The sequence below is a fragment of the Methanolobus vulcani genome, assembly GCF_006546655.1.
GTDB lineage: Archaea > Halobacteriota > Methanosarcinia > Methanosarcinales > Methanosarcinaceae > Methanolobus > Methanolobus vulcani_A.
The window spans coordinates 173,580-196,715 of the sequence record NZ_VIAQ01000006.1; the positions used below are offsets into that span (position 1 = coordinate 173,580).

The 23,136-nt window shown below is 41.1% G+C and carries 23 protein-coding genes; 9 read left to right on the forward strand and 14 right to left on the reverse strand.

Annotated elements, in window-relative coordinates; genetic code table 11:
• Positions 1 to 74: 74 nt before the first annotated feature.
• Positions 75 to 374, forward strand: a complete 300-nt coding sequence (hisE, locus tag FKV42_RS01365) for a phosphoribosyl-ATP diphosphatase (RefSeq protein ID WP_154808442.1) — start codon at positions 75 to 77, stop codon at positions 372 to 374.
• A 36-nt stretch (positions 375 to 410) separates the two neighbouring features.
• On the opposite strand, the gene FKV42_RS01370 is transcribed toward hisE, so the two are convergent.
• Positions 411 to 1,286, reverse strand: coding sequence for a CBS domain-containing protein (locus tag FKV42_RS01370; RefSeq protein WP_154808443.1), 876 nt, complete (start codon positions 1,284 to 1,286; stop codon positions 411 to 413).
• A 173-nt stretch (positions 1,287 to 1,459) separates the two neighbouring features.
• Here FKV42_RS01370 and FKV42_RS01375 point away from each other — a divergent pair, with 173 nt between their 5' ends.
• Positions 1,460 to 2,464 (forward strand): NOG1 family protein, encoded by a 1,005-nt coding sequence (locus FKV42_RS01375; RefSeq protein ID WP_154808444.1) that lies wholly within the window; start codon positions 1,460 to 1,462, stop codon positions 2,462 to 2,464.
• Positions 2,465 to 2,469: 5 nt separating this feature from the next.
• Here FKV42_RS01375 and FKV42_RS01380 read toward each other — a convergent pair whose 3' ends face one another.
• The 6 genes from FKV42_RS01380 to FKV42_RS01405 form a co-directional block, all read right to left on the reverse strand.
• Positions 2,470 to 3,591, reverse strand: coding sequence for a pyridoxal phosphate-dependent aminotransferase (locus FKV42_RS01380; RefSeq protein WP_154808445.1), 1,122 nt, complete (start codon positions 3,589 to 3,591; stop codon positions 2,470 to 2,472).
• Positions 3,592 to 3,607: 16 nt separating this feature from the next.
• Positions 3,608 to 4,216 (reverse strand): 6-phospho-3-hexuloisomerase, encoded by a 609-nt coding sequence (gene hxlB, locus FKV42_RS01385; protein ID WP_154808446.1) that lies wholly within the window; start codon positions 4,214 to 4,216, stop codon positions 3,608 to 3,610.
• A gap of 17 nt (positions 4,217 to 4,233) precedes the next feature.
• Positions 4,234 to 4,758, reverse strand: a complete 525-nt coding sequence (locus tag FKV42_RS01390; RefSeq protein WP_154808447.1) for a hypothetical protein — start codon at positions 4,756 to 4,758, stop codon at positions 4,234 to 4,236.
• A 17-nt stretch (positions 4,759 to 4,775) separates the two neighbouring features.
• A complete protein-coding gene (locus FKV42_RS01395; RefSeq protein WP_154808613.1) occupies positions 4,776 to 5,138 on the reverse strand; it encodes a DUF2073 domain-containing protein in 363 nt (120 codons plus the stop codon).
• A 5-nt stretch (positions 5,139 to 5,143) separates the two neighbouring features.
• Positions 5,144 to 5,779, reverse strand: a complete 636-nt coding sequence (locus FKV42_RS01400) for an Era-like GTP-binding protein (protein ID WP_154808448.1) — start codon at positions 5,777 to 5,779, stop codon at positions 5,144 to 5,146.
• Positions 5,780 to 5,913: 134 nt separating this feature from the next.
• Positions 5,914 to 6,969: a PhoU domain-containing protein gene (locus tag FKV42_RS01405; protein WP_328287502.1), complete on the reverse strand. Its 1,056-nt coding sequence runs from the start codon at positions 6,967 to 6,969 to the stop codon at positions 5,914 to 5,916.
• Positions 6,970 to 7,024: 55 nt separating this feature from the next.
• Between FKV42_RS01405 and FKV42_RS01410 the strand changes: the two genes are divergently transcribed.
• Positions 7,025 to 7,510 (forward strand): hypothetical protein, encoded by a 486-nt coding sequence (locus FKV42_RS01410; protein ID WP_154808450.1) that lies wholly within the window; start codon positions 7,025 to 7,027, stop codon positions 7,508 to 7,510.
• A gap of 87 nt (positions 7,511 to 7,597) precedes the next feature.
• On the opposite strand, the gene FKV42_RS01415 is transcribed toward FKV42_RS01410, so the two are convergent.
• The 3 genes from FKV42_RS01415 to FKV42_RS01425 all read right to left on the reverse strand — a co-directional run bounded on the left by FKV42_RS01415 (position 7,598) and on the right by FKV42_RS01425 (position 12,207).
• Complete coding sequence (locus FKV42_RS01415) at positions 7,598 to 8,383, reverse strand: helix-turn-helix transcriptional regulator (protein WP_154808451.1); 786 nt, start codon at positions 8,381 to 8,383, stop codon at positions 7,598 to 7,600.
• 250 nt (positions 8,384 to 8,633) lie between these two features.
• On the reverse strand, positions 8,634 to 10,250 hold the full coding sequence (gene purH, locus FKV42_RS01420; RefSeq protein WP_154808452.1) for a bifunctional phosphoribosylaminoimidazolecarboxamide formyltransferase/IMP cyclohydrolase: 1,617 nt from the start codon (positions 10,248 to 10,250) through the stop codon (positions 8,634 to 8,636).
• A 52-nt stretch (positions 10,251 to 10,302) separates the two neighbouring features.
• Positions 10,303 to 12,207, reverse strand: a complete 1,905-nt coding sequence (locus tag FKV42_RS01425) for a phosphoadenosine phosphosulfate reductase domain-containing protein (protein ID WP_154808453.1) — start codon at positions 12,205 to 12,207, stop codon at positions 10,303 to 10,305.
• Positions 12,208 to 12,394: 187 nt separating this feature from the next.
• On the opposite strand from FKV42_RS01425, the gene FKV42_RS01430 reads away from it, so the two are divergent.
• Positions 12,395 to 12,871 (forward strand): DUF3592 domain-containing protein, encoded by a 477-nt coding sequence (locus FKV42_RS01430; protein ID WP_154808454.1) that lies wholly within the window; start codon positions 12,395 to 12,397, stop codon positions 12,869 to 12,871.
• Between the two features lie 167 nt (positions 12,872 to 13,038).
• On the opposite strand, the gene FKV42_RS01435 is transcribed toward FKV42_RS01430, so the two are convergent.
• Positions 13,039 to 13,866, reverse strand: coding sequence for a Dna2/Cas4 domain-containing protein (locus FKV42_RS01435; RefSeq protein WP_196214006.1), 828 nt, complete (start codon positions 13,864 to 13,866; stop codon positions 13,039 to 13,041).
• Between the two features lie 123 nt (positions 13,867 to 13,989).
• Here FKV42_RS01435 and FKV42_RS01440 point away from each other — a divergent pair, with 123 nt between their 5' ends.
• From FKV42_RS01440 to cyaB, 5 genes are read left to right on the forward strand one after another with little or no spacing between them, the layout of a single operon-like run.
• Entirely contained in the window at positions 13,990 to 14,730 is a 741-nt protein-coding gene (locus tag FKV42_RS01440; RefSeq protein ID WP_154808456.1) for a helix-turn-helix domain-containing protein, read from the forward strand.
• 33 nt (positions 14,731 to 14,763) lie between these two features.
• Positions 14,764 to 15,813 carry a hydroxymethylglutaryl-CoA synthase gene (locus tag FKV42_RS01445; RefSeq protein WP_154808457.1) on the forward strand — a complete coding sequence of 350 codons (1,050 nt, stop codon included), beginning with the start codon at positions 14,764 to 14,766 and terminating at the stop codon, positions 15,811 to 15,813.
• Positions 15,814 to 15,823: 10 nt separating this feature from the next.
• On the forward strand, positions 15,824 to 16,996 hold the full coding sequence (locus tag FKV42_RS01450) for an acetyl-CoA acetyltransferase (RefSeq protein ID WP_154808458.1): 1,173 nt from the start codon (positions 15,824 to 15,826) through the stop codon (positions 16,994 to 16,996).
• A 5-nt stretch (positions 16,997 to 17,001) separates the two neighbouring features.
• Complete coding sequence (locus FKV42_RS01455; RefSeq protein ID WP_196214007.1) at positions 17,002 to 17,406, forward strand: Zn-ribbon domain-containing OB-fold protein; 405 nt, start codon at positions 17,002 to 17,004, stop codon at positions 17,404 to 17,406.
• A complete protein-coding gene (gene cyaB, locus FKV42_RS01460; RefSeq protein ID WP_154808459.1) occupies positions 17,400 to 17,921 on the forward strand; it encodes a class IV adenylate cyclase in 522 nt (173 codons plus the stop codon). The genes FKV42_RS01455 and cyaB overlap by 7 nt, the downstream gene beginning before the upstream one ends.
• Before the next feature lie 166 nt (positions 17,922 to 18,087).
• On the opposite strand, the gene FKV42_RS01465 is transcribed toward cyaB, so the two are convergent.
• The 3 genes from FKV42_RS01465 to metG all read right to left on the reverse strand — a co-directional run bounded on the left by FKV42_RS01465 (position 18,088) and on the right by metG (position 23,115).
• A complete protein-coding gene (locus FKV42_RS01465) occupies positions 18,088 to 18,597 on the reverse strand; it encodes a hypothetical protein (protein ID WP_154808460.1) in 510 nt (169 codons plus the stop codon).
• 167 nt (positions 18,598 to 18,764) lie between these two features.
• Complete coding sequence (locus tag FKV42_RS01470; RefSeq protein ID WP_154808461.1) at positions 18,765 to 20,870, reverse strand: ATP-binding protein; 2,106 nt, start codon at positions 20,868 to 20,870, stop codon at positions 18,765 to 18,767.
• A gap of 205 nt (positions 20,871 to 21,075) precedes the next feature.
• On the reverse strand, positions 21,076 to 23,115 hold the full coding sequence (gene metG, locus FKV42_RS01475) for a methionine--tRNA ligase (RefSeq protein ID WP_154808462.1): 2,040 nt from the start codon (positions 23,113 to 23,115) through the stop codon (positions 21,076 to 21,078).
• Positions 23,116 to 23,136: the final 21 nt, after the last annotated feature.

The following is a 23,136-nucleotide window of genomic DNA, read 5'->3' on the forward strand; positions in this document are numbered from 1 at the left end:
CTATAAGGTTGCCCGTTTGAGCTGTGCACCATAAAGATGTAATATGATTACCTTCTATCAGGAAAGGATAAATCATGCCTGAAACTGATCTCTCAATATTTAACGAGCTTTACGACATAATTACAGAAAGAAAAGAGAATCCTTCTGAAGACTCTTATGTATGTTCTTTACTCAATCACAGAAAAGGTATTAACAAAATACTGGAAAAGGTTGGCGAGGAATCCATAGAAACAATCCTTGCCGTAAAGAGCGAGGACAAAGAAGAGATTATATACGAATCATCTGACCTTTTGTTCCACCTTATGGTTATGTTTGTGGCTAAAGGAATAACCCTTGATGAGATTGCCACTGAACTTAAGAAAAGAAGAAAATAGTTCTTTTGAACTATTTCAATTTCATAAACTACTTTTTTAATAAACTACAAGCTCGCGGAATACATCTTTCTTAGATAGAAGTCCTTTTAGTACTCCATCGAAAGATACTATTAAGTAACCAATATTGTGTGAATCAAACATTTTCACAGCATCATAAAGAGATGTTTCCGCATCAATGGTAATAAGGTCACGTGTCATTATGTCCTTTACCTTTGCAGTCATTTTTCCACTACCTACTGCATCACCGATATCCGTGAAGGTGACAACACCAATAATAACACCATCATCCAGTACCGGAGCTCCGTGTATGCCGTTATCAACAAGCATACGTGCTGTTTCCTGAATAGAAGCATTTCCACTTATTGATATCATGTTAGTACGAGCGTAATTCTTGACAGGCTTTTTTGGCAGGGATATCATCTCATTAATTGAGAAAACAAGAGTATTCTGGGTATCATCCCTTCCCACTATTTCACCGCGAACAACCAGTTTGTTCACAGGAGTCGGGCCTGCCTGAACAATGTCACCCTGTTCAAATCCTTTTATGTTACCAAGTACTTTTAACATACCATGACAAAGATCCGGATGCCTGACGGTGGTAAAGCTGATCTCAGCTACTGTTGCCCCATCCACTAACTGATCATTCCTGAAAATAGGAACACTTGCCTCATGGTCCATTGCAGTTATGCTTAAAGCTTCATAGGCTTCACCTGTTGCTTTATAACCACCTTTTGGACCGGGCACGCCTTCTACGAGCTCAAGGACTTTCAGAGATTGCATCTGGTTCCGGACTGTACCTGGATTCCTGCTAATGAGCTCTGCAATTTCTTCGCCTTTAACAGCTCGATCCTTTTCTCTCTGGAGATTAATCAATGCAATAAGAATATCTTTCTGTATGGGAGTCAGTTCCACAAAATCACCGGGTCCATAAACTCAAATATAGTTATAGATACTCTAAGGAGATATATAAACCATAGTATAGTATCTCTGCATGTGGACTCAAAATAAGAGATTTTTGAAAGATTGTATTTATAGGAATAGGGATTTATATGTTGAAGTGATTTGAAGCCACGACAGGAAGAAACATGATCTTTGAGAAAATTAATACAGTCCAAACATCCGAAGAATTACTGGACAAGGCGTTTAGAAGAGCAACCAGAGCCATGTCCGGAAAAAACATCACTGGAAGAAAGACGGCAATTGAAGCAAATGAGTCAATGATGCTGACTGCTGGTAACATACTCACGGATAACCTGAAAAACATCGTTAGAAGATTCCCTACTTTTGAGAATCTGCCACCTTTCTACTACGAACTGGCAGATGTCATGGTAGGCGTTGACGATATGAGAAAATCCCTGAGCAGGCTTGACTGGGCCAGTGCAAAGATACATGAGGTTACAAGGGACCATGTTGGCAAGATAAGGAAAGCAAGAGACCCGCTGCCTGTCAGAAAACAGTGTTTTGGAAGATTATCATCCATCATGCGTTCAATTGACAAAGACCTTATATTCCTTAACGAGTCACGTAATAAGCTCAGAAAACTGCCTTCGGTTAATGATGAGCCAACCATTGTTGTTGCAGGATACCCAAACATTGGAAAATCCAGTTTTGTCACAAAGGTCACGGGAGCTACACCTGAAATTGCATCCTATCCATTTACCACAAAAGGAGTTTCAATCGGACATTTCTTTGTTGGTAATGACAGGTATCAGGTAATGGATACACCAGGACTTCTTGACAGACCAATGTCTGAACGTAACGAAATCGAGCTCCAGGCTATTACTGCACTGAAGAATCTCGATGCTGTTGTTCTTTTCATAATTGATGCAACAGAAACATGCGGATATGAGATTGATGACCAGAAACGCATGCTTGAAGAAGTTCGCACTGAATTTAAGTTGCCGGTTCTTGTAGTAGCTAACAAGGCAGACCTGCCACAGTTCAGAGACCTTGAATTTGTGAACATGAAAATGTCAACTGCCACCGGAGAAGGCATCGAAGAAGTTACTTCAACTCTTATAGAGATGGTCAAAAAAGCTATCGCAGAAAAAGAAGTAGTTGAAGAAAATGAAATAATGGATGACTATTAAAGTCATCACAATACTTTTTCCATTATATCAAGAGCTTGTTTTAAGTTGTCCATGGATGAAGCGTAGGAAAGGCGTATGTGTCCTTCTCCGCGGTCACCAAAGGCAGTACCCGGAACAACAATTACTCCGTTAGATATTAATTTTGAAGCGATTTCTTCTGATGTAGTTCCCTCAGGAACTTCAGGGAAAGCGTAGAACGCACCTTTTGGAGATTCACATTTAAGCCCTATGGAGTTAAGACCTTCAACAAGCATATCCCTGCGAGCCTTGAACTCATCACGCATTGCATAAACAGAATCCATCGGACCTGAGAGTGCAGCGTATGCAGCCTTCTGGGCAATGGAATTTGCACATGCCTGTACATACTGGTGGACCTTGATCATCTGCTCGGTATATTCCTTCCTTGCAGCAACATAACCAATTCTCCATCCTGTCATTGAGAATGTCTTGGATACTGCGTTAATAGTAATTACATTGTCTGAAAACTGTGCAGGACTGACATGCTCACCTTCATAGATGAAATGCTCGTACACTTCATCGGAGATTATTGTTATATTATGGTCATCTGCAATCTCTGCAAATGCTTTCATATCCCCCTTACTCTGCACAGCACCGGTTGGGTTTGCAGGGGAATTGATAATAATTGCCTTTGTTTTCGGACCAATATTTTCCATTACAACATCCGGACTAATTGTAAGGTCTTCGGCAAGAGGCAGAGGTGTAACTCTTCCACCCATGATATTTACCAGAGAATTATAGGACACAAAACCCGGATTTGCTATGAGCACATCATCTCCAGGATCTACCAGGGATGCCATTGCAAGCTCAAGGGCTTCTGAAGCACCGGATGTAACAATGATCTCATTTGGTGAGACTTCAAAATTGTTCTGATCTTTGAATTTGGAACTCAGGGCCTGTAAAAGTTCAGGAATACCCGGACCTTGGGTGTAGCCGGTAAAACCTTCATTAATAGCATCTATAGCAGCCTGCTTGATGTGCTGCGGAGTATCATAATCCGGCTGTCCGAGACCAAGATTAATAGAATTTGGGCCTGCGCCCTCAAACATCTTTCTTATCCCGGAAATATCAATACCCAGTACCCTCTGTGCAAACTTCGAATCAGGCATGTTATCACTTTAAGCTTTATTCAATATTTGTGTGTCTTGATTTGAGATCTTCTTCAGAAGCCCCTGTTATGAAGATGAGCTCTGCAACAACAGCATCAAGGAAAACGCTTGAAGATGTTTCAAAAGAAGTACCAAGAGGAGTAAGATAAGTGTATTCACCACGCATGTGACGTTCTACATAGCCACCTGCATCGTCTTTTGATCTTCCTGGAAGGGCTATGGTTGTGTCGGATAATTCACCAAGTACGGATTCCTTGTTTGATGTGATAGTGATAAGTTTAGCACCGATCTCTTTGGTAACTTTTCCCAGATTTGCAATGGAGCGAGTCTGACCTGAACCGGAAATTGCAATTACTACATCGTCTTTGCTGACAGCAGGAGTTGTGGATTCACCGACAACATGTGATATGAATCCAAGGTGCATAAGCCTCATGGCGAATGCCCTTCCTACAAGACCGGAGCGTCCTGCCCCCATAACAAAGATACGCTTTGCACCCATAATGTCCATAAGCATCTGCCTGACAGAATCCATTTCAAGTTTATTTGCCACATTTTCAAGGTGCTCAGCCATCAATAAAATAGAAGAAGTTAAGTATTTACATTCAGACAATTGGATATCTTTCATCAGAGTTCCTCAATAAGTCAATCAGAAATTGTAAGATCACTTTGTTTTTCTTTTGCATCATCCTTATAATTGATGCTTTTAAGTTTCCAACCTTCGATATTACTCAACTCTTCATACAAACGCATGATGTCAGAGTCATCTCCGGTCCAATAGCAGTCTAAGACTGTGTCCTTGTCTTTAAGTTCTTCGGTTATAGAACCTGCAAGGTGAAAAAGAGCTTTTTTACTGGAAAAAGGAACATTGAAAGTTGTTCTGTAGCCGCCTTTTGACTTTGCATACGACACGAGAACATAGCCATGACTTTCATATTCCATTATTTCGTCAAAATCACATATGAGTTCAAGTTCATGAACGGCCGAATGGTCTATATTGGATATACCTAAAAGTACCTTCCCTATGACTATATCCGGCGCCTGCCTTCCAAACCATATGGAGATTTTACCGTAGGTACAAACTACGTTCACATCATCCCTCCCCATCTCAAAGGAAGAAAGGGAGAGATATTGCGATATTTCGTATTCTTTACTTGATTTCTGACCCATTTATTGCTTCACGCAAATTACTTGTTTGTGGAAATGAGTGCACTGATCATATTGCGATCCTTTTTCAGGGTCTTTAACTGATCAGCAGGTCCGATAACAGTCAGACGCGTCTTAAGAGCATTCTTTTTGAGGATCTTTCCCAAAAAAGATGTGTCCACTTCTGATGGGTAACTTTCCATCTCAATACCTGAAAAACCGTCTGGCTCAATAAGAGTCATTGTCATCTCGATAAGGTGTGCCTCCTCTTCAGGACTCAGACCTTTTTCAAGGACCAGTATCTTTCCGCTTTTTACCTCATCAATAATAAACCTGACCTTTTCCACAGGCGACATTTGTGATAATCTGTGCTCTGATACAAGATCCATCTGGAAGCCCTGCATTGCGATCACCCGAACCTCTTTGCAAGTTCTTCGTAGAAGGTCTCTACATTCTTACCTTCCAGGGCAGATATTGAAACCATTGGATGTTGTGGGAAAGCATCCCTGATGGTTGAAGGAGAAGCTTCCGGAAGGTCCACCTTGTTAGCGACAATCAAAAGAGGAAGGCTCCTTGCTTCCATATTACCAATAACTGTTACATTGACCTGGGTGAATGGATCCTCAGTTGCGTCCATTACAAGAATTACACCATCAAGGTTCTCAAGCCATTTTACAGCTTCAATGACACCTTCTGTGGCTTCCTTTGCACGCCTCTTGGACTCTGCTTCATCCATGCCCTGTTCCATAAACTCATGGAAATCTATCTTAGTAGCAAGTCCGGGGGTATCAATTATATCAAGTGTAATAGAACTACCATTGGTCTTGATAGTCACACCTTCCCTGCGCCTTGCCCTTCTTGTTTCATGAGCAACATGAGATACAGAACCCATTGCATCACCGGTCCAGTCTCTCAGTATCCTGTTAGCAAGAGTGGTCTTTCCCGCATTTGGCGGACCGTATATTCCAATTCGGGCATTCTGTTTTTTAAACAGTTTTTTAAATAAGTCTGAAAAATTCCTTTTGAACGATGTGATTACGCCCATTCATTCCCTCCGTGAAGTAGCATTATATTTTATTATGGATAATTTTAGTAGTATAAACACTCATTGGCATATAATTTTTATTATCCGATTCTGCAAATTTCCTATTTTCAGCATATTAAGCATATGTTTTCGCCTCATACATTTCTTGACATTGCAGAATTTATAGCAATTTCAGCTATATTTGAACCGTAATCAGCTGTCCTGTCAATACTGTCAACAACTGTTCCAAGGGCAACCACAGCTCCGTATGACTTTATCTTGAGAGTAGCAGCATTTAGTTTGTTAACCATAGAAGACATACGGGCAACCCTGTCAATAACCTGGTTTGCAAGTTCGACATCAGAATTGTAAAGGGCATCAATTGCGTCCTCAACAATTTTTCTTGACATCTCAGATGTTGACTCGATCATTTCCATAATATCATCAGGAATTGATTCATTTAGGGTAGTTGTGACCTTTGCTATCTTACGCGCATGGTCTGCTATACGTTCAATAGGACCGGCTGCCATCCTGAGATCATGATATTCATCAATTGAGGTTTCAGCCGCATCAGGCAGCCTTGCACCGCGCAATATTGAACGGAACTGTTTTGAGATCAATAAGAACAGCCTGTCAACATCATCATCCCTCTGGTCCACGTCAAGTGCAAGATCTGCATCACGTGTCTTGATGGCTTTTATAGCATCAATGTGCATGGAATTGGATATTAGATACATTCTCCTTACACTCTTTTTGATGGATATTTCATCAGGGTTTAAAAGATCCTGGATAACCACCTTCTTTGCAGTTTCCTCGATGATCTCAGGTCCTATAAGCTTGTAACACATGCTGCGGATGATGTTCTTTTGTTCCGCCAGTATCCTGTCTGCTTTTACCTCTATTATATCAGAACCTGCAAGATAAGCAGCTATCATATCCCTGATCAGCGCATCCCCCATGCTTCCGGTAACATCTATCTGTATCTTTCTTGTAGGAGGAGCATCGTGTATGGGATCTATTACCAGTTTCCCATCAGGCTGAGGTTGTAATGAAACTCTGCTGCCCGTCTTTATACCAACTTTGTCGGCCCAGGTTTTTGGAAGAGAAATAATATAAGTGGAACCACCTGTTTGCTGAACTTTTCTGGTTTCTATTGAAATCCCTCGTTTATGTTTATAGATTACTTGAATATATAGAACACAATGTAATATATAGGCACTTCCCTTTAGATAAAAATATATATATCAACTTATACAATAAGCAACTATGACAAATTGGAGAATAAAACCGGATGATATGAAGCTTTTGAGAAAAATAATGCCACTTATATGTCTGGTTATACCCTGGGAAATTTACTTCTATTCTGCATATTCCCAAGGGTGGGGAATCAAATTCTCTGTATTCTACGCTAATTTTGACATCATTTATGGAACGCTATTTGTCAGCATTTTCAAGCAGATGACCATGCTTTCCATGGGAGGATTCCTGCCATCTGTAAGAACACTTGGATGGGGTCTTGCATCCTTTATCTGCATAGGACTTGCTGCCTATGAACTCTTAAAAGAGAATATAGAGAAGGAGATCAATACAAAGACCGCAGGTTACATACTCATGGCATGCGCTATCCTATCACTCGCAAGCTCTCTTGCAGTCTGGAACAGCAGTTTCAAGACTCTTCCTGTTGCTCCTCTGTTTTTTGGAGTATTCGGATACATTCTATTGCAGAATGCAGGGGAAGAAAATGAGGAATAAAAAACCTGTCAAACAGATATACCTACTACAGAACATCAACTATATAGTTGCAGGGAAAAATGAGTATTTTCTTATTTTCTGAATTCATCAGATAGATGTTACCTTGCGGGATTTGCCCAGGTAATAATCGAAAAGGTCACTTCCCCATTTTAATGCAGCCGGATCATACCCTACAAGATCATCTCTTGGATCATAAGTGTCAGGATTAAAGAACAAGGACATAGAGAAGAATACATCAGTAACCACAAAAGCAAGCTTTGCATCATCTATTACATGAAGCTCGGTTTGTGGAGAATTCAGATAGAACTCCAGTTTTTCACGGTGCTCATCCCTTACTTTTTGAAATATATTTTCAGTCAGTATCAAAGAAGTTGGAACATCCTTATTTGCAAGTTCCACTACAAAATCAGGGTGTGTTGGTATGAAAATAGAGGTTAATCCTTTGATAGTCGTTGATTTGAGGAGATTTTCCACAAATATCTTATGTGATTCATAGATATTCTCTATACTACCTGACACAACATCGCATTCTTTCAAAGCTATAAGATCGTTAAGCAAATGCTGAGGAATGTCATCAAGATAATGTTCATCCCAGAAAGACTTGTTTTTCTCTATTGTTTCAATAATATCCAGAAAAGGCCTGAAATGGTGGATTATAGCTTTTCCAATAGGAGTTATATGATAATGCTTGTCTGTTTTTTCTATCAGGTTGTGCTCCAGCATTTCCTTTATTCGTGGGGAAATTTCCGGAGAGGATACGTCAAAATAATCTTTGATGTCGGATAATGTACATGATTTTTCTTCCAGCAGGAATAATATATCTTTCCTCTTTTCAGAAAATGTCAATATACTCAAAAGTCCCTTAGACTTCAATTTTCCACCTCAATTTATGTAGAGTAATGTATCCAACCAAACAGTAAATGAAACATAAACAATTATTATAAAAATTAGCTAATGATTTATAACTTTTTTGCGCAAAAAGTAGCAGAAAATAAGTATTACATAATAAAGCTAAATTTTAAGAGATACTGTGCGAAATTTAAGAGGAATAGAAAATAGAAAACAAATCTAATGAGAAATGAAAGAACACCTTCAAAAAATAAATAAAAAATAAAGAAACACTTCAATGCAAGAAGTGTCTCATTCCGGTGAATACCAATGATACACCCAATCTGTTAGCTGTATCAATGACTTCCTGATCCCTGATGGAACCACCCGGTGAAAGAATATACATTATACCATTTTCTTCTGCGTGCACAACACTGTCATCGAATGGGAAGAAAGCGTCTGAAGCCATTACGCATTTTGCGAACACTTCATTGCAGTATTCCTCGTATGACATGTCAGTGATCTCACGGTCGTACATGACCTTGAGGTTCTCACGTGCCTTTGTAGCAGCAAGTTTCCTGATGGAATCAACCCTGTTTGGCTGGCCTGCACCCATTGAAAGCATCATGTAGCAGCCGTCAGCATACTCAAATGCAAGGGTAACTGCGTTTGATTTCACACATTTGCATGCATGCATGGCAAACTCAGAAACTGCGCGGAGGTCTTCCGGATATGGAGTTTCTGTTACACAATCCCATTTGTCATAGATACCAACGTTGCGGGACTGCTCCAGTATGCCGCCGATAACGAACTTGTAGGTATTCTCAACCTCGAATGGTTCGTTCAGTTCAGGCAATTCAAGCAGACGGAGATTTGCACTCTTGTTCTTGAGATATTCAAGAGCATCTGGCTCAAATCCAGGAGCGAGGATGATCTCAATGAACTTACCATTGAGGAACTCTGCTGCCTGAAGATCAAAAACAGTGTTTGTGCATATTATGCTTCCGTATGCGGATATTGGATCGCCGTCCCATGCTGCACCGAGTGCCTGCAAAAGAGTGTCACCGGTTGCAAGACCGCATGGGTTGTTGTGCTTTACAATTGCCACTGCCGCATTGGAACAGGATAATTCCTTAACGGTCTGGAGGGCATTGTCAGCATCAATGTAATTGTTATAAGAAAGTTCTTTTCCATGAAGTTGGGTTGCATTTGCAAGTGAAGGGCCGGTTACGTCATCTTCTTTATAGAACTTAGCAGCCTGGTGCCAGTTCTCACCATATCTGAGGGTTACGCCGTCCTTGTAACTAAGACGCAGTACTTCCTCACCAAGAAGTTCCTTACTAAGATATGTGTCTATGGTAGCATCGTAATCAGCTGTGTGCCTGAAAGCCTTTACAGCAAGCACTTCTCTTGTCTTCGGGGATACGACTCCTGTGGAACGAATCTCTTTTAAGATATGACCATAATCATCAGGATCGCATACAACACTTACATAACGATAATTCTTAGCTGCCGACCTGAGCATTGCAGGTCCGCCGATGTCAATGTTTTCAATAGCTTCATCAAGCAATACGCCTTCTTTTGAAACTGTGATCTCAAAAGGATAAAGGTTGACCACTACAAGGTCTATCATTTCTACTTCTGCTTTCTGGGCCTCTCCCATATGGTCATGGTCATCTCTTATGCTGAGAATTCCACCATGGATCCTTGGATGTAGAGTCTTAACCCTGCCGCCCATCATTTCAGGAAAACCCGTAACGTCTGAAACGTCCATGACCTCAATACCTGAGTCACGAAGTATACGGGCAGTGCCGCCGGTAGAGATAATCTGTATATCCAATGATTCGAGTCCACGAGCAAAATCTACAATTCCGGTTTTATCAGAAACGCTGAGCAGTGCTCTTTTTACCAAAAAATCACCGTATAGGATTGGCGAATATATACTAAAAGGTTTCTGGTCAAAATCAGGAATTGAATTTGACAACAGGACAAACGCTTATGCACTGACCACAGTGTGTACATTTATCATTGATGATAGCCAGTCCCTTTTTGATTTTTATGGCACCTGATGGACATTTTCCAACACAGACACCGCAGCCACTGCAAAGAAGCGCCCTTCTGACTGAAAGTTCCACTCTTCTCATGAGCCTGCGGGCGGACTTGTCTGAATCACTTCTGGCAGTCACACTACCTGAAGCAAAGACCTGGGCACGGTCCTCATCTTCGGTCACCATTGCAACGCCTTCCATGTATGAGGTATTTCCAACTGCCTCCAGCATTCCTGTCAGTTCCAGCCTGTTGATGTCCACAGGACCATCAAAACCACCTTCTGCGGATATTCCACCCTGCTTGCATGGACGATAACCAGTAGTAACAGTGAAATTGAGACTGTACTCATTCTTACTCTGGGGAATAAGGTTAATTCCCTTTTTCTTTGCAATCTCTTTTAACGGGGCAGGCAGGTCCTTCCATCTCCAGAAACCGTGCTTTACCCAGTCCTCAGAAAGACCCATGCGCTCTGCATAGGAAAGCAGGTAATCATTGAGCTTTTTCTCCATTTCAGGGTGAGTTTCCTTGAGTCTGTAAAGGTCTGCAACGGAACATGATGGACATAGCCAGCATCCAATTCTGTCAAAACCTTCAGCGTAAAGTGGATTGTATAGCAGGTCATTCTTGAAAATATAGAGCCACACATGCATTGCAGTCCAGTTCTGTATAGGAGCAGCAGCCACCTGGTTTCCTACCCACGGATTCTTCCAGACACGCTCACTCTTTGCTCTTGTGTCAGACTCGTATTTCCTCTGGCCGATGAAAGTGAGACATCCGTTCTCGAAATTATCATTAATGATCTGGGTGATTGGGCCAAGTTTACAGACTTTACAGCACCAGCGGACCTCAACACTTGGAGGACCGAAACTGTCAACTGAATCCCAGAAAGCATTTCCTGAGTCCATCATCTTCAGTGGTCTACCATAGGCCTCTGCGACATCATGTACATTCTTTACGGTTTCAGGAAACTCAATGCCTGTATCTGAAAACAGAAGGTCGTACTCATCAAGGCACTCACTTACAAGATGTAAAACTGCAAGGCTGTCCTTTCCTCCGGAATAGGATACTGTGACCGGACGGTCTACTGATGAAGATACATTTTTGATGAATTTGTGGGAACGCTCAATGAAATCGTTCATGTAGTTCTCGTTGGCTTTTACAACATCATCCCAGGTCTGTCCACCCTCTGGAACCATGATATCAGCAGGTTCTTCCTTGAACCTCACTTTTACGCCAACACCCTTTCCTCTTTCGAGCATCTTTTCCCCGGTCATGCGGGTGCGTCCTACACCAAGGACTTTTCCTTCATGGGTAAGGACAACTACCTCTTCAGCTTCCAATATAGAAGGATCTGCATCCTTAATACCTGGAGCTAGTACACTGGCACCACCCAGAATGAACTTCTCAGCACCTGCATCAATCACAACCCAGTTTTTCAGGGTCTTGTAATCTGTATTGTCAAATATGCGCCTTGCACCATTAATTCTCAGAAGAAGAGTCCATTTGAGCTGTTCAAGCTCAAAACGTATGCTGCCTATGACCTCACCGTCTACAATAACCTCTTCCATACGGTCGTCATAGGGAGATTTATTCAATACAACCATGCGCTGGTCTGTGATTAATGGTGCATTGAACTGCTCAACAGAAATCTTATTGATAAGCTCAATTTCATACGGAAAAGCAGGCCTGATATCTCCGGGAGGAGTGATAGTTACCTGTTTGGTTTTTGCCCCGCAGGAGCATTCTTTTCCGAGTACAGGAACGTTACATGAAGGGCACCAGTAAAGGAGCAGTTCACCAAGGTAAAGAGGTTTGGACATTCTGTCAACCTAGATATTTAAGTCTTAAATGCTTTTTGGCAAACTGCGCTTTGTCCGAAAAACCAATTTGACTAGTTATTCATTTTTTAATCGAGAAATAATTTTGCAATACAACATAACAAAATTAATAATGGTATATAGAATATCTTGAAAAACAGAACGATAAAACATGGATAATTGGTAAATCATGGATAAACAGCGAACATTCTCATTAGGCAGAATTCTAACGCATGATTATTGTGCTTTGGTTGCCATATTAATGATGGTTATACCATGGGCAATATACTTTGCTACTAGTCAGTTTGGATATTTTCCAGACTTGAAACATGGACGTGATCCATTAACCGAATCATCTGCTCCCTTTTTTAAAAATATGGGTTATTATGTAATTTTTATAGCTATACCAATGCTTGGTTGGAGAATTCATTTGTTTAAAACATTATATAAGCGAGGAGTAGAGATTACAGGATATATCTCTTTTGAAGGTGTTCTTTCCAGAAAAAGAATTGAATACAAATATACATATGAAGGGGTAGATTATTGGAGAGGAAATGCATTAACTGATTCACAATATGTAAACATTTTTAAAGAGGGTGACGAAGTGATTTTGCTGGTTGATCCGAAGAATCCAAAACAAGCCGTAATCAAAGAGATCTATTTTTGAAATAATTTATGTGCGTCAATTGTTTTCTTAATAGTTGAAATTGAAACATTGAGAATCTGTTGTTACATTTCCTACCTTGAACGAATATTAATGCTCTTGACCGAAAAACACCCCATTTTTTGGATTAAGAAGCAATATGAAAAACAAAACTCAGTTATTATGACCTCTCATAATAACTTTGAAGCAAGCGAAGCTTTCACGTTGCACATCTCTGAAAATTCACAACTGGCGCACAGTGCACTCTCATTTTTATCCGGCATCTTGCCATTCTTGATCTGTCTTGCACGACTGATCGCTTTTAAGACCTGCCTGCGGTCATTTGAATGAATATTGACTTTTCTGAAATGGCCTGACTTTGCATAGATCACAAGACAGGATTTCACAGGAATTCCGTGGGTTTCTTCCGCAAGCATTGCAAAGCAAGTAACATGTAACCTGTCGTTGTTCCAGACACCATTTTCAGGAGCTTTTGATGTTTTTATTATAACAGGAACAAATGAATCGTCCATACTGAGAAGTCTGTAAGGAACGCCTGTCACATTCAACTTTTCAGAATGTAGATAGGGTTCTTCATCTAATGAGGATATCATGTCTGCAATTATGGATATTTCGGATATTTCCGGGTCTTCAATTTGCTCAGCAAGATTCTGCTGAATCTCTGGCAGATAAGAGCGGGCACTTTCTGTAAGTTCAGTCATTTCTTCTTGCATGAGTCCTGAGACTTCATCAGGATAAATTATACTCAAGTCATCCATCACCTGCAAAAGCATGGAATCAAAGTCCACGGATAACACATCGTCTTTTGACGAAGAGCTCTTCAACACATCAGAATACTTCATAGCCATTTCCTTTAATACAAGGTGTTCTATATAGCTAAGAGAGGAAGAATGGAACTGCTCGTGGCCGCGGCATGAATAATATAATTTTCTTGCACAGGAAAAATACATGGATAATTCGGACACAGTTATTTTTATTTTTTCGTTTTTAAGAAACATATTTTTATAGTTGATATATAACATACTATAAATAAAGAAATGTTTTGAATCGAAACGTATCGACAATAAACGAACTTGTATTCGTTAAATATATATGGTAATCTACCCTTAGGAATGTAAAGCATGAGTGAAGACGAATCGCATGATATGGTTCGCCAGCGTCTTGCAGAAAAGATGGCAGGCGAGATTACGCTGTCAGAGAAGCCTGGCGAGGCCCTGAAAAAATGGCGATTGAACTTCGAGATCGCACAGACCGACCTTTCTGGTTATCTGAGTGTATCTCCTTCGGTCATCAGCGACTATGAGAGCGGCAGGAGAAAATCTCCGGGTACGCTAATAGTGAGCAGAATAGTCGATGCGCTTCTCGAGATTGACGCACAGAGAGGAGGACAGAAAATTCATGCTTATGAGGGGATACTTTTCGCAGACAAAACGTCTAAGGCCATTTACGCCACCTACGAATACACATTTCCCATGCAGGTTGCAAAACTTGCCAGTATCATTGAGGCAGACATCGTTAATAAAGGAATAGAGAAACCGCTTTACGGTTTTACTGTTGTTGACAGTAAAAAGGCTATTCTTGAACTTTCATCCCATGAGTTCCAGAAACTCTACGGATGGAGTACTGAACGTGCAATGATATTCACCAAGGTCACGACTGGAAAATCACCAATGGTCGCCATAAGGGTTACAAACCTGAAACCCGGGGCTGTTGTAATGCATGGCCTGCGAGGAAATGAAGTGCATCTGATGGCTAAAAAAATGGCTGAGATTGACAGGATTCCCCTACTTGCAACGACAATGGATATTGACGAAATGGTAGAAGCGCTAAAGAAATACAGCGAATATCACGTCATTGAGTAAATATCACTAAATGCACATTTAAACGGTGTTAAGATGAGTGTAGGGATAGTCTCATATGGTGCCTACGTACCAAAATATAGAATAAAAGTAGAGGACATCGCCCGCGTATGGGGAGACGATGCAGAGATTCTCAAGGCAGGACTGATGGTCAATGAAAAAGCAGTTCCTGATGTTGATGAAGATGCAGCGACTATTGCAGTAGAGGCTGCAAGGGCTGCAGTAAACAGGTCAGGCATAGATGCGCAGAGAATAGGTGCTGTATACACCGGTTCTGAAAGCCATCCTTATGCTGTAAAACCTACCAGTACTATCGTAGCAGAAGCAACCGGAGCAACTCCGGTAATGACTGCGGCTGATTTTGAATTTGCCTGTAAGGCAGGAACCGCAGCCGTCCAGGCATGTATGGGTCTGGTTAATTCAGGCATGATCGATCTGGGAATGGCTATCGGTGCTGATGTAGCACAGGGAGCTCCCGGAGATGCCCTTGAATACACTGCCGCAGCAGGTGGTGTAGCATACATTATCGGAAATAAGGAATCCGAACTTGTGGCCGTTATCGAGGACACATATTCTTTTACAACTGATACTCCTGACTTCTGGAGACGTGAAGGAATGCCATATCCGGAACATGGTGGCAGATTCACAGGAGAGCCAGGATACTTCAAGCACGTTACAAACGCTGCAAAAGGACTTCTCAACAAGCTGGACGCAAAACCTGAAGATTACGATTATGCAGTTTTCCACCAGCCAAATGGAAAATTCCCAAGCCGTGCAGCCAAGATGCTTGGATTCAGCAAAGAACAGATTGCACCGGGACTTGTAGTTACAAGACTTGGAAACACATACTCCGGTTCCTGTATGATGGGAATTGCAGCAACACTTGACCAGGCAAAACCAGGTGACCGCATATTTGCAACCGCTTTTGGATCTGGTGCCGGTGGAGATGCTTTCAGCATAACAGTCACCGACAAGATCGATGAGATGCGTGACAATGCACCGAAAGTCGAAGAGCTTCTTGCAGACCCGATCTATGTAGACTACGCAACGTACGCCAAGCATAAGGGCAAAATAAAGATAGCATGAGGTGTGGAAAATGAGAGATGTAGCAATCATAGGTGTTAAAAACACAAAATTCGGCGAATTGTGGGACCGCTCTTTCAGAGATGTTGTAGTTGAAGCAGGTGCCGGTGCTGTAAGTGATGCAGGCGTTGTAGGAGAAAAGATCGATGCAATGTTTGTCGGTAACATGAGCGGTGGACAGTTTGTCGAGCAGGAACATATCGGTGCGCTTATTGCTGATTATTCAGGTCTTGCAAAGAATCTTCATGTGCCTTCAACACGTGTTGAAGCTGCCTGTGCTTCAGGCGGACTTGCACTCAGGCAGGGAATCTATGCAGTGGCTTCAGGAATGGATGACATTGTTATTGCAGCCGGTGCAGAAAAGATGACAGATGTACCTTCACCAAAGGCATCATCTGCCCTTGCAGCAGCAGCTGACAGGGAATGGGAAGGTATTATGGGTGCAACGTTCCCGGGACTTTATGCAATGATCGCAAGGATGCACATGCACAAGTACGGGACCACAAGCGAACAGCTGGCACAGGTTGCTGTGAAGAACCATCAGAATGGTCAGCACAACCCGATTGCCCAGTACAAATCCAAAATTACCGTTGATTCGGTCTTAAAATCCATTATGGTGGCAGATCCACTACACATATTCGACTGCTCACCAATCACAGACGGTGCATCTGCCGTGGTGCTTGCACCTGCAGATATTGCACATGAGTACACTGATACTCCAATTTATGTGAAGGCAACCGCACAGGCATCAGATACCATTGCACTGCACGACCGCAGGGATATTACAACTCTGGATGCCAGTGTAGCAGCAGGAAAGAGAGCCTACGAAATGGCAAAGGTGCAGCCAAAGGACATTGACCTTGTTGAAGTCCATGACTGTTTCACCATTGCTGAAATATGTGCCATTGAAGACCTTGGTTTTGCTAAGAAAGGTGAAGGCGGAATCCTGACCCAGAATGGTGAGACCGCAATTGGAGGAAAGATACCTGTTAATACCTCAGGTGGACTGAAGTCATGCGGACACCCTGTAGGAGCTACCGGCGTTAAGCAGGCTGTTGAGATAGTAGAGCAGCTTCGTGGCGAAGCAGGAAAGCGCCAGGTTGACGGAGCAGAGATTGGAATGACCCACAACGTGGGAGGTTCCGGTGCGACTGCTGTTGTACACATTTTCTCGAGGGACAGGTGATTATCATGTCAGTACCAAGATTTTGGAGAAAACAGATAGCCAGGTACAACCTTGTGGGTACACAGTGCAAGAAATGCGGAGAGAAGTTCTACCCACCACGTAATATGTGTCCAAAGTGCAGGCGTGATGGTGAGATAGAGGAGTACAAATTCTCCGGCAAAGGAGAGGTTGTGACGTATACTGTTATTCACACTGCTGCCGAAGGTTTTGAGGGACAAACACCTTATGTTCTTGGAATTATCAAACTGGAAGAAGGACCAAGCCTCACAAGCCAGATCATCTGTGATGCTGAGAATGTAAAGATAGGTATGAAGGTCAAACCTGTGTTCAGGAAACTTGGACAGGACGGAGAACGTGGTATGATCTATTACGGAACAAAATTCGTACCTGAATCTACAGATAAATGTTAGAAATAGAAGTTAAGGCCCGTGCCGACCATCTCCAGCTAAAGGAGCAGTTATCGGTCATGGGTGCTGTTTTTGTAGGTGTCCAGCACCACTGCGACACCTATTTTAATGCCCCACACAGGGATTTTGCAACCACGGATGAAGCACTTAGGATACGCTCCGTGAATGGCAGGTCTGTTATGACCTACAAAGGCAAAAAGCTGGATACTCTTTCCAAAACAAGAGAAGAATTTGAGACCGAAGTCGACGGTGGAACTACTCGAAGCATCCTGCTTGCACTTGGATTCTATGAATCAGGTATTGTCAGAAAAACAAGAGAGGTCTACAAGTACGAGAATATGACCATCTGTCTTGACAAAGTTGAAGGACTCGGTGAATTCATGGAAGTTGAGATAGGTGCTGAATCTGATATAGAAGGTCACCGAAAACAGATATTCTTATTTTTGGAGAAATTTGGAATTGGAGAAGAGGATTCCATCAGGACATCTTATCTTGAGATGGTTTTGGAGAAGCAGTAATTATGATTTAGCTTTTTGATGTAGTTATACTTCAAGATGAAATATGTAAAAATAGGTAAAAAGGGATTCCAAAAAATACAATTCCAATCATAAAAATCATCATAAAAATAATTAGCCAGGATTTACAATAATCAAACCATTTCCCATATTTACAAATTCTAAGAGTTTAATTATCAATTTCAAGCTTTTTGGGTGTTACAGAGTATCCATATTCTTCATTTTTCTTTTTGTCAATTATTATAGGATGGTTGATTATTTTTTCAATATTAGATATTCTAGGATCCATTTTGTATATATCATCTACATCTTTATCAAGCCATTTTGGAGGATCAAAAAGAGGAAAACTTACTGGGAAAATATGGAAATACCATTGTCGAGCATTTTCTTGAAGTGCAAGATTAAAAGAACTCATTCCATTTAGAAGTATCATTGCCATAGAAATTATTACCATTCCTAGTAATAGCATGTTTTGTGAAGAGCTAGATGAATTCAATGAACAATATGAATAAAACAAAGAACCGTAGATTGCAAAAAATACAGTATTTAAAAGAATTGTATCTTTTACTATCTGAGCAATGATTGTATCAATGTACTGAATTCTATCAAGAGTATCACGCCAAGTCCATTTTCTTATCCATTCATTAGAAAACATCTCTTCATTACTACTATCTACCATTAACTCTAATTATTTACACATAATTATTTCAGTTTATGTATAAAATATATTTACAATTTGGCATTAAAAATTGAATTGTTGTCGGATGACTCACAAAATCAAACTAATAAGATAGACAAATGAAAAATCCTACTAAAAATGAGATTTGCCAATATATGTTGCAAAGATCACTGCTGCGTCCCATCAACAGGAATCTCAAAATAGAAGCAAGAACCTTCACCCAATTTACTTTCCACCCAGACTCTGCCATTATGCATTTCTGCAAACTTTTTCACGAGGGCAAGTCCAAGTCCGGTTCCTTCATACTTGCGATTATGAGCAGAATCCACCTGAGTAAATTCCTGGAAGAGAGATTCTTGGTCATGTTTAGAGATACCGATACCTGTATCCTTTACTGAGAATTGAGCGTATCTGCCTTGTATTTTAATACCCAGAGTAATGTTTCCATTTTCAGGAGTGAACTTCACCGCATTGCTCAGGAGATTAAGAAGAGTTTGTCTGATTTTCATTCTGTCAGCTTTGATAGTAGTGAGTTCTTCGTCAATTCTGGATTCCAGATTGATATTCTTTCTAACTGCTATTGAGGAAATAGTTCCCATAACATCATCTGTTAGTTCGAAAACATTAACGTCATCAAGATTCAGTTCCATCATACCTGCCTCTATCTTAGACAGATCAAGAATATCATTAATAACATTCAAAAGGTGTTTTCCACTGTTAGAAACATTATTCAGGTAATGTTCCTGCTTATCATTGATATCACCAAATGATCTTAAAAGCAACATATCTGAAAAGCCGATAATGGAATTCAAAGGAGTACGCAGTTCATGACTCATATTGGCAAGGAACTGGCTCTTTGCACGGTTAGCTGCATCAGCTTCGATCTTTGCGTTCAATAGAGCTTCTTCATAGAGTTTCTTTTCAGTGATATCACGGATGATCACCTGAACTGTACCTTGCTTTTTATCAATTACTGAAGAACTGATACCTGCATGAATTTCTCTTCCACTGGAAAGTTTCAGCTTAATCTCTGACCTGACAGAACCATCCCTGATTGTTTTCTCATAAATATCTGCCAGATCAGGAGAATATCCTTCCGGGGACAATAAAGTGAGATCCATCGCAAAAAGCTCAGGCTGCTCATATTCAAGCAATTCAGATGTCTTGCTATTTGCATCCACCAGCGAAGCACCCGGACCAAAAATAATAATGGCATCATTTAACTCTTCAAAAAGAGAATGATATTTCCCTTCATTTTCTTCAAGAGAATCCAACATATTATTTACATTGTCAGCCAGCCAGTTTACCTCATCATCGCCTGCTATTTCTATTCTGGATGTAAGATCACCGCTTTTCTGAATTTTACCAAGTCCATGAACAAGCTGGCTGAATTTAGCATAGTTCATATTCTTTGCAAGATGGATATGGATGAACAGTTCAATAGAACTTATAGCTATTAATGTTAAAGCAAGAAGGGATAGCAATTGGATTCCTTCAGCTTCAGTGTGCCCCATCGTTCCAACTTTTAAGAGCTTTGCAGGACGCCCCATAATATCATATAGAGGAAGCGTTCCGGCAGGAGTTCCTTCTTCAAATTTACCAACTGAAACATCGCCTGCTATCTGACCTGGTACCTCTCCATTTATCTCAAAAGGAGGTTTAATCTCTTCCAGAGAAATAGAAATAGTACCGTCCTGAGTAATAGCTATTTCATTAAGGTCAATTGTACGTGAAATAACAATTACCATTTCACTACCATTTGTTTCACCTGCTCTGCCAAAACATTCCATTGCAACTACAAGCGTTCTTTCCGGAAGAAAAACAAGACCTGAAAGAGAGCCTGTATCCATACATCTTGAAAATGCTTCAGGATTAGATACAAAATAAGATTCAAGACCTGCAGAAGAAGGGCTGCCATCTATTGTGTGCTTAAAAACAAGGGATGTTGTTGATGTATTATAGACTAAAAGGGATTCAACATCATGACTGATAAGCAGTTCATCATCTGAGAGTTTCTCCTCCAGCTTATCATTAAATGGACCTATTATTTCATATTGTGCATATAATGCCAGATTTGAAGCAGTGGAACTTATAACATTTACTTCATCATCTTCTATCTCATCAACTAACATATGAGTATTGTGTATAGCATACCTTTCTTCTAAAGTATCAAAACTGGATGAAAAGAGAAGATAACTGAAAATTATCATCAAAAATACCGCAGACACAAAAAGAATTGTATGCAGAAAAAGATCCCTTTTTTCCATTTCCATTTTGATGGCCTCAGTTAATCAATAAGAACACAATAAGAAGCAAAATAAGCAACTTTGTAAGTGATCCCTAATAACGGTAGTAATATATAAAATATTCATAAATAAAAGTATCATCGCAAAAAACAACATAGAGTAAATTGAAAAGGGAATCAAAATGAGAAAAAAGTCAACAGGGTGCAGTAATGCACCCTTCGATAAAACAAAATCATCTGATGCAGGAACCTGCATCCATATCCTTGTCAGTTGTCAGCAGAGACACCTGCTCGCCGGCATCTGCTGCCAGAAGCATTCCCTGTGATTCAACACCACAGAGCTTTACAGGTTTCAGGTTTACAAGCACATTGACAGTCTTGCCGACCATTTCCTCAGGCTGGTAGTACTCTGCAAGACCTGCAACAACCTGTCTTGGTTCTTCATCTCCGATATCAACCTCAAGACGAAGGAGTTTCTTTGATTTCTTGATCTTCTCAGCGGTTACGATCTTACCAACCCTGATATCAAGCTTTGCAAAATCATCATATTCTATTTCATCTTTGTATTCCATAATTTCTACTTCCTCAATGCCTGCTTCCTTTGCCATTGCTGCCTTTACGCGCTTTGACGATATTGCTTCCATCTCATTGATCTTATCATCTTCTAACTTGGTGAAGAGAATTCCAGGCTTTGCGAGTTTTGTTCCGCTTACAACAGGAACAGTTGCTTCTTCATATGTAACTTCATGAACATCAGAATCCATACCAATCTGCTTCCACGCAACTTCCATGCTGCCGGGTGTCATTGGTTCGAACAGCAGGATAAGTGCCTTGGCAAGCTGTATACAGTTCTTAACAACCTTTCCACAGGCGTCCTTATCTTCCTTAATGAGCTTCCAGGGTTCGTTTGACTGGAAGTATGAATTTCCGTATGATGCAAGAGCCATTGCAGTGTCAGCAGCTTTCTTGAACTCATACTCCGAGTTTGCCCTAACAACCTCTTCAATGGTTGAATTGATCTTCTCTATGACCTCAGGGTCGATATCTCCCTCTGGGATCTCACCGAAGTTCTTGAAAGAAAAGAGCAGGTTCCTGTACAGGAAATTGCCCAATACACCAACAAGTTCGGTGTTTATCTTATCCTGGAATATCTTCCATGAGAAATTGACTTCCTTGGTGTGTGAAGTGTAACTTACAAGATAATACCTGAGAAGGTCAGGATGGAACCCATGGTCAAGGTAATCTTCCTCAACCCATACAACATATCCGCGACTCTTGGAGAAAGTCTTATCCTCAATTTTCAGCATACCTGATGCAACAACTGCTGACGGCTGGCTGTAGTCTGCTCCTTTGAGCATTGCAGGCCAAAAAATACAGTGGTGATAAATTATGTCCCCACCAATGAAGTGGACAATCGGACAATCTCCTTTCCAGAACTTCTCCCAGTCTCCACCGGTTGCTTCTGCCCATTCTTCTGTGAAAGCCATATAACCGATAGGTGCATCAACCCATACGTAAACTACAAGTTCATCATGTCCGGGGAATCTTACACCCCATTCAAGGTTTCTGGTGATACACCAGTCAGTAAGCTCCTGCTTGATCCAGCCCATTGCATAGTTACGTGCATTTAATGTGCCACCAAGGTTCTCAAGGTGTTCCATGAGGAAATCCTTGAATTCTGAAAGCTTGAAGAAAAAGTGTTCCTGTTCCTTATATTCGGCAGGACCTTTACATATTGTACAAATTGGTTCATTAAGCTCCCCGGGTTCCAGATGTTTTCCACAACCCTGGTCACACTCATCTCCACGTGCTTTTTCGCCACAATGCGGACATGTACCTGCAACATACCTGTCAGGAAGGAAACGGTCACACTGTGGGCAGTAAGCGATCTCGATTACCTTTGGATAAACATATCCCTTTTCAATAAGTTTGTCAACGATCTCAGTTGTACGGTTGTGGTTCTCTTCATCATCGGTTGTTCCGAATGCATCAAACTCCACACCCATCTTCTTGAAGACTTCATCAAAATGAGTATGGTACTGCTGCACAAGTTCCTTGGGTGTTGTGCCAAGTTCCTCGGCATTTACCACAATAGGAGTACCGTGGGTATCGGAACCACAGACAAATGTTGTTTCCTGTGAGTTCTTCTGGAGAGATCTCACAAAAATATCTGCGGGAATGTATGTTCTAAGGTGCCCCACATGCGCCTTTCCATTTGCATAAGGAAGACCACATGTGACAAGCACGGGTTTATCAGAAGGAATATTTGACATTTATTATCTCCACTAAAAATA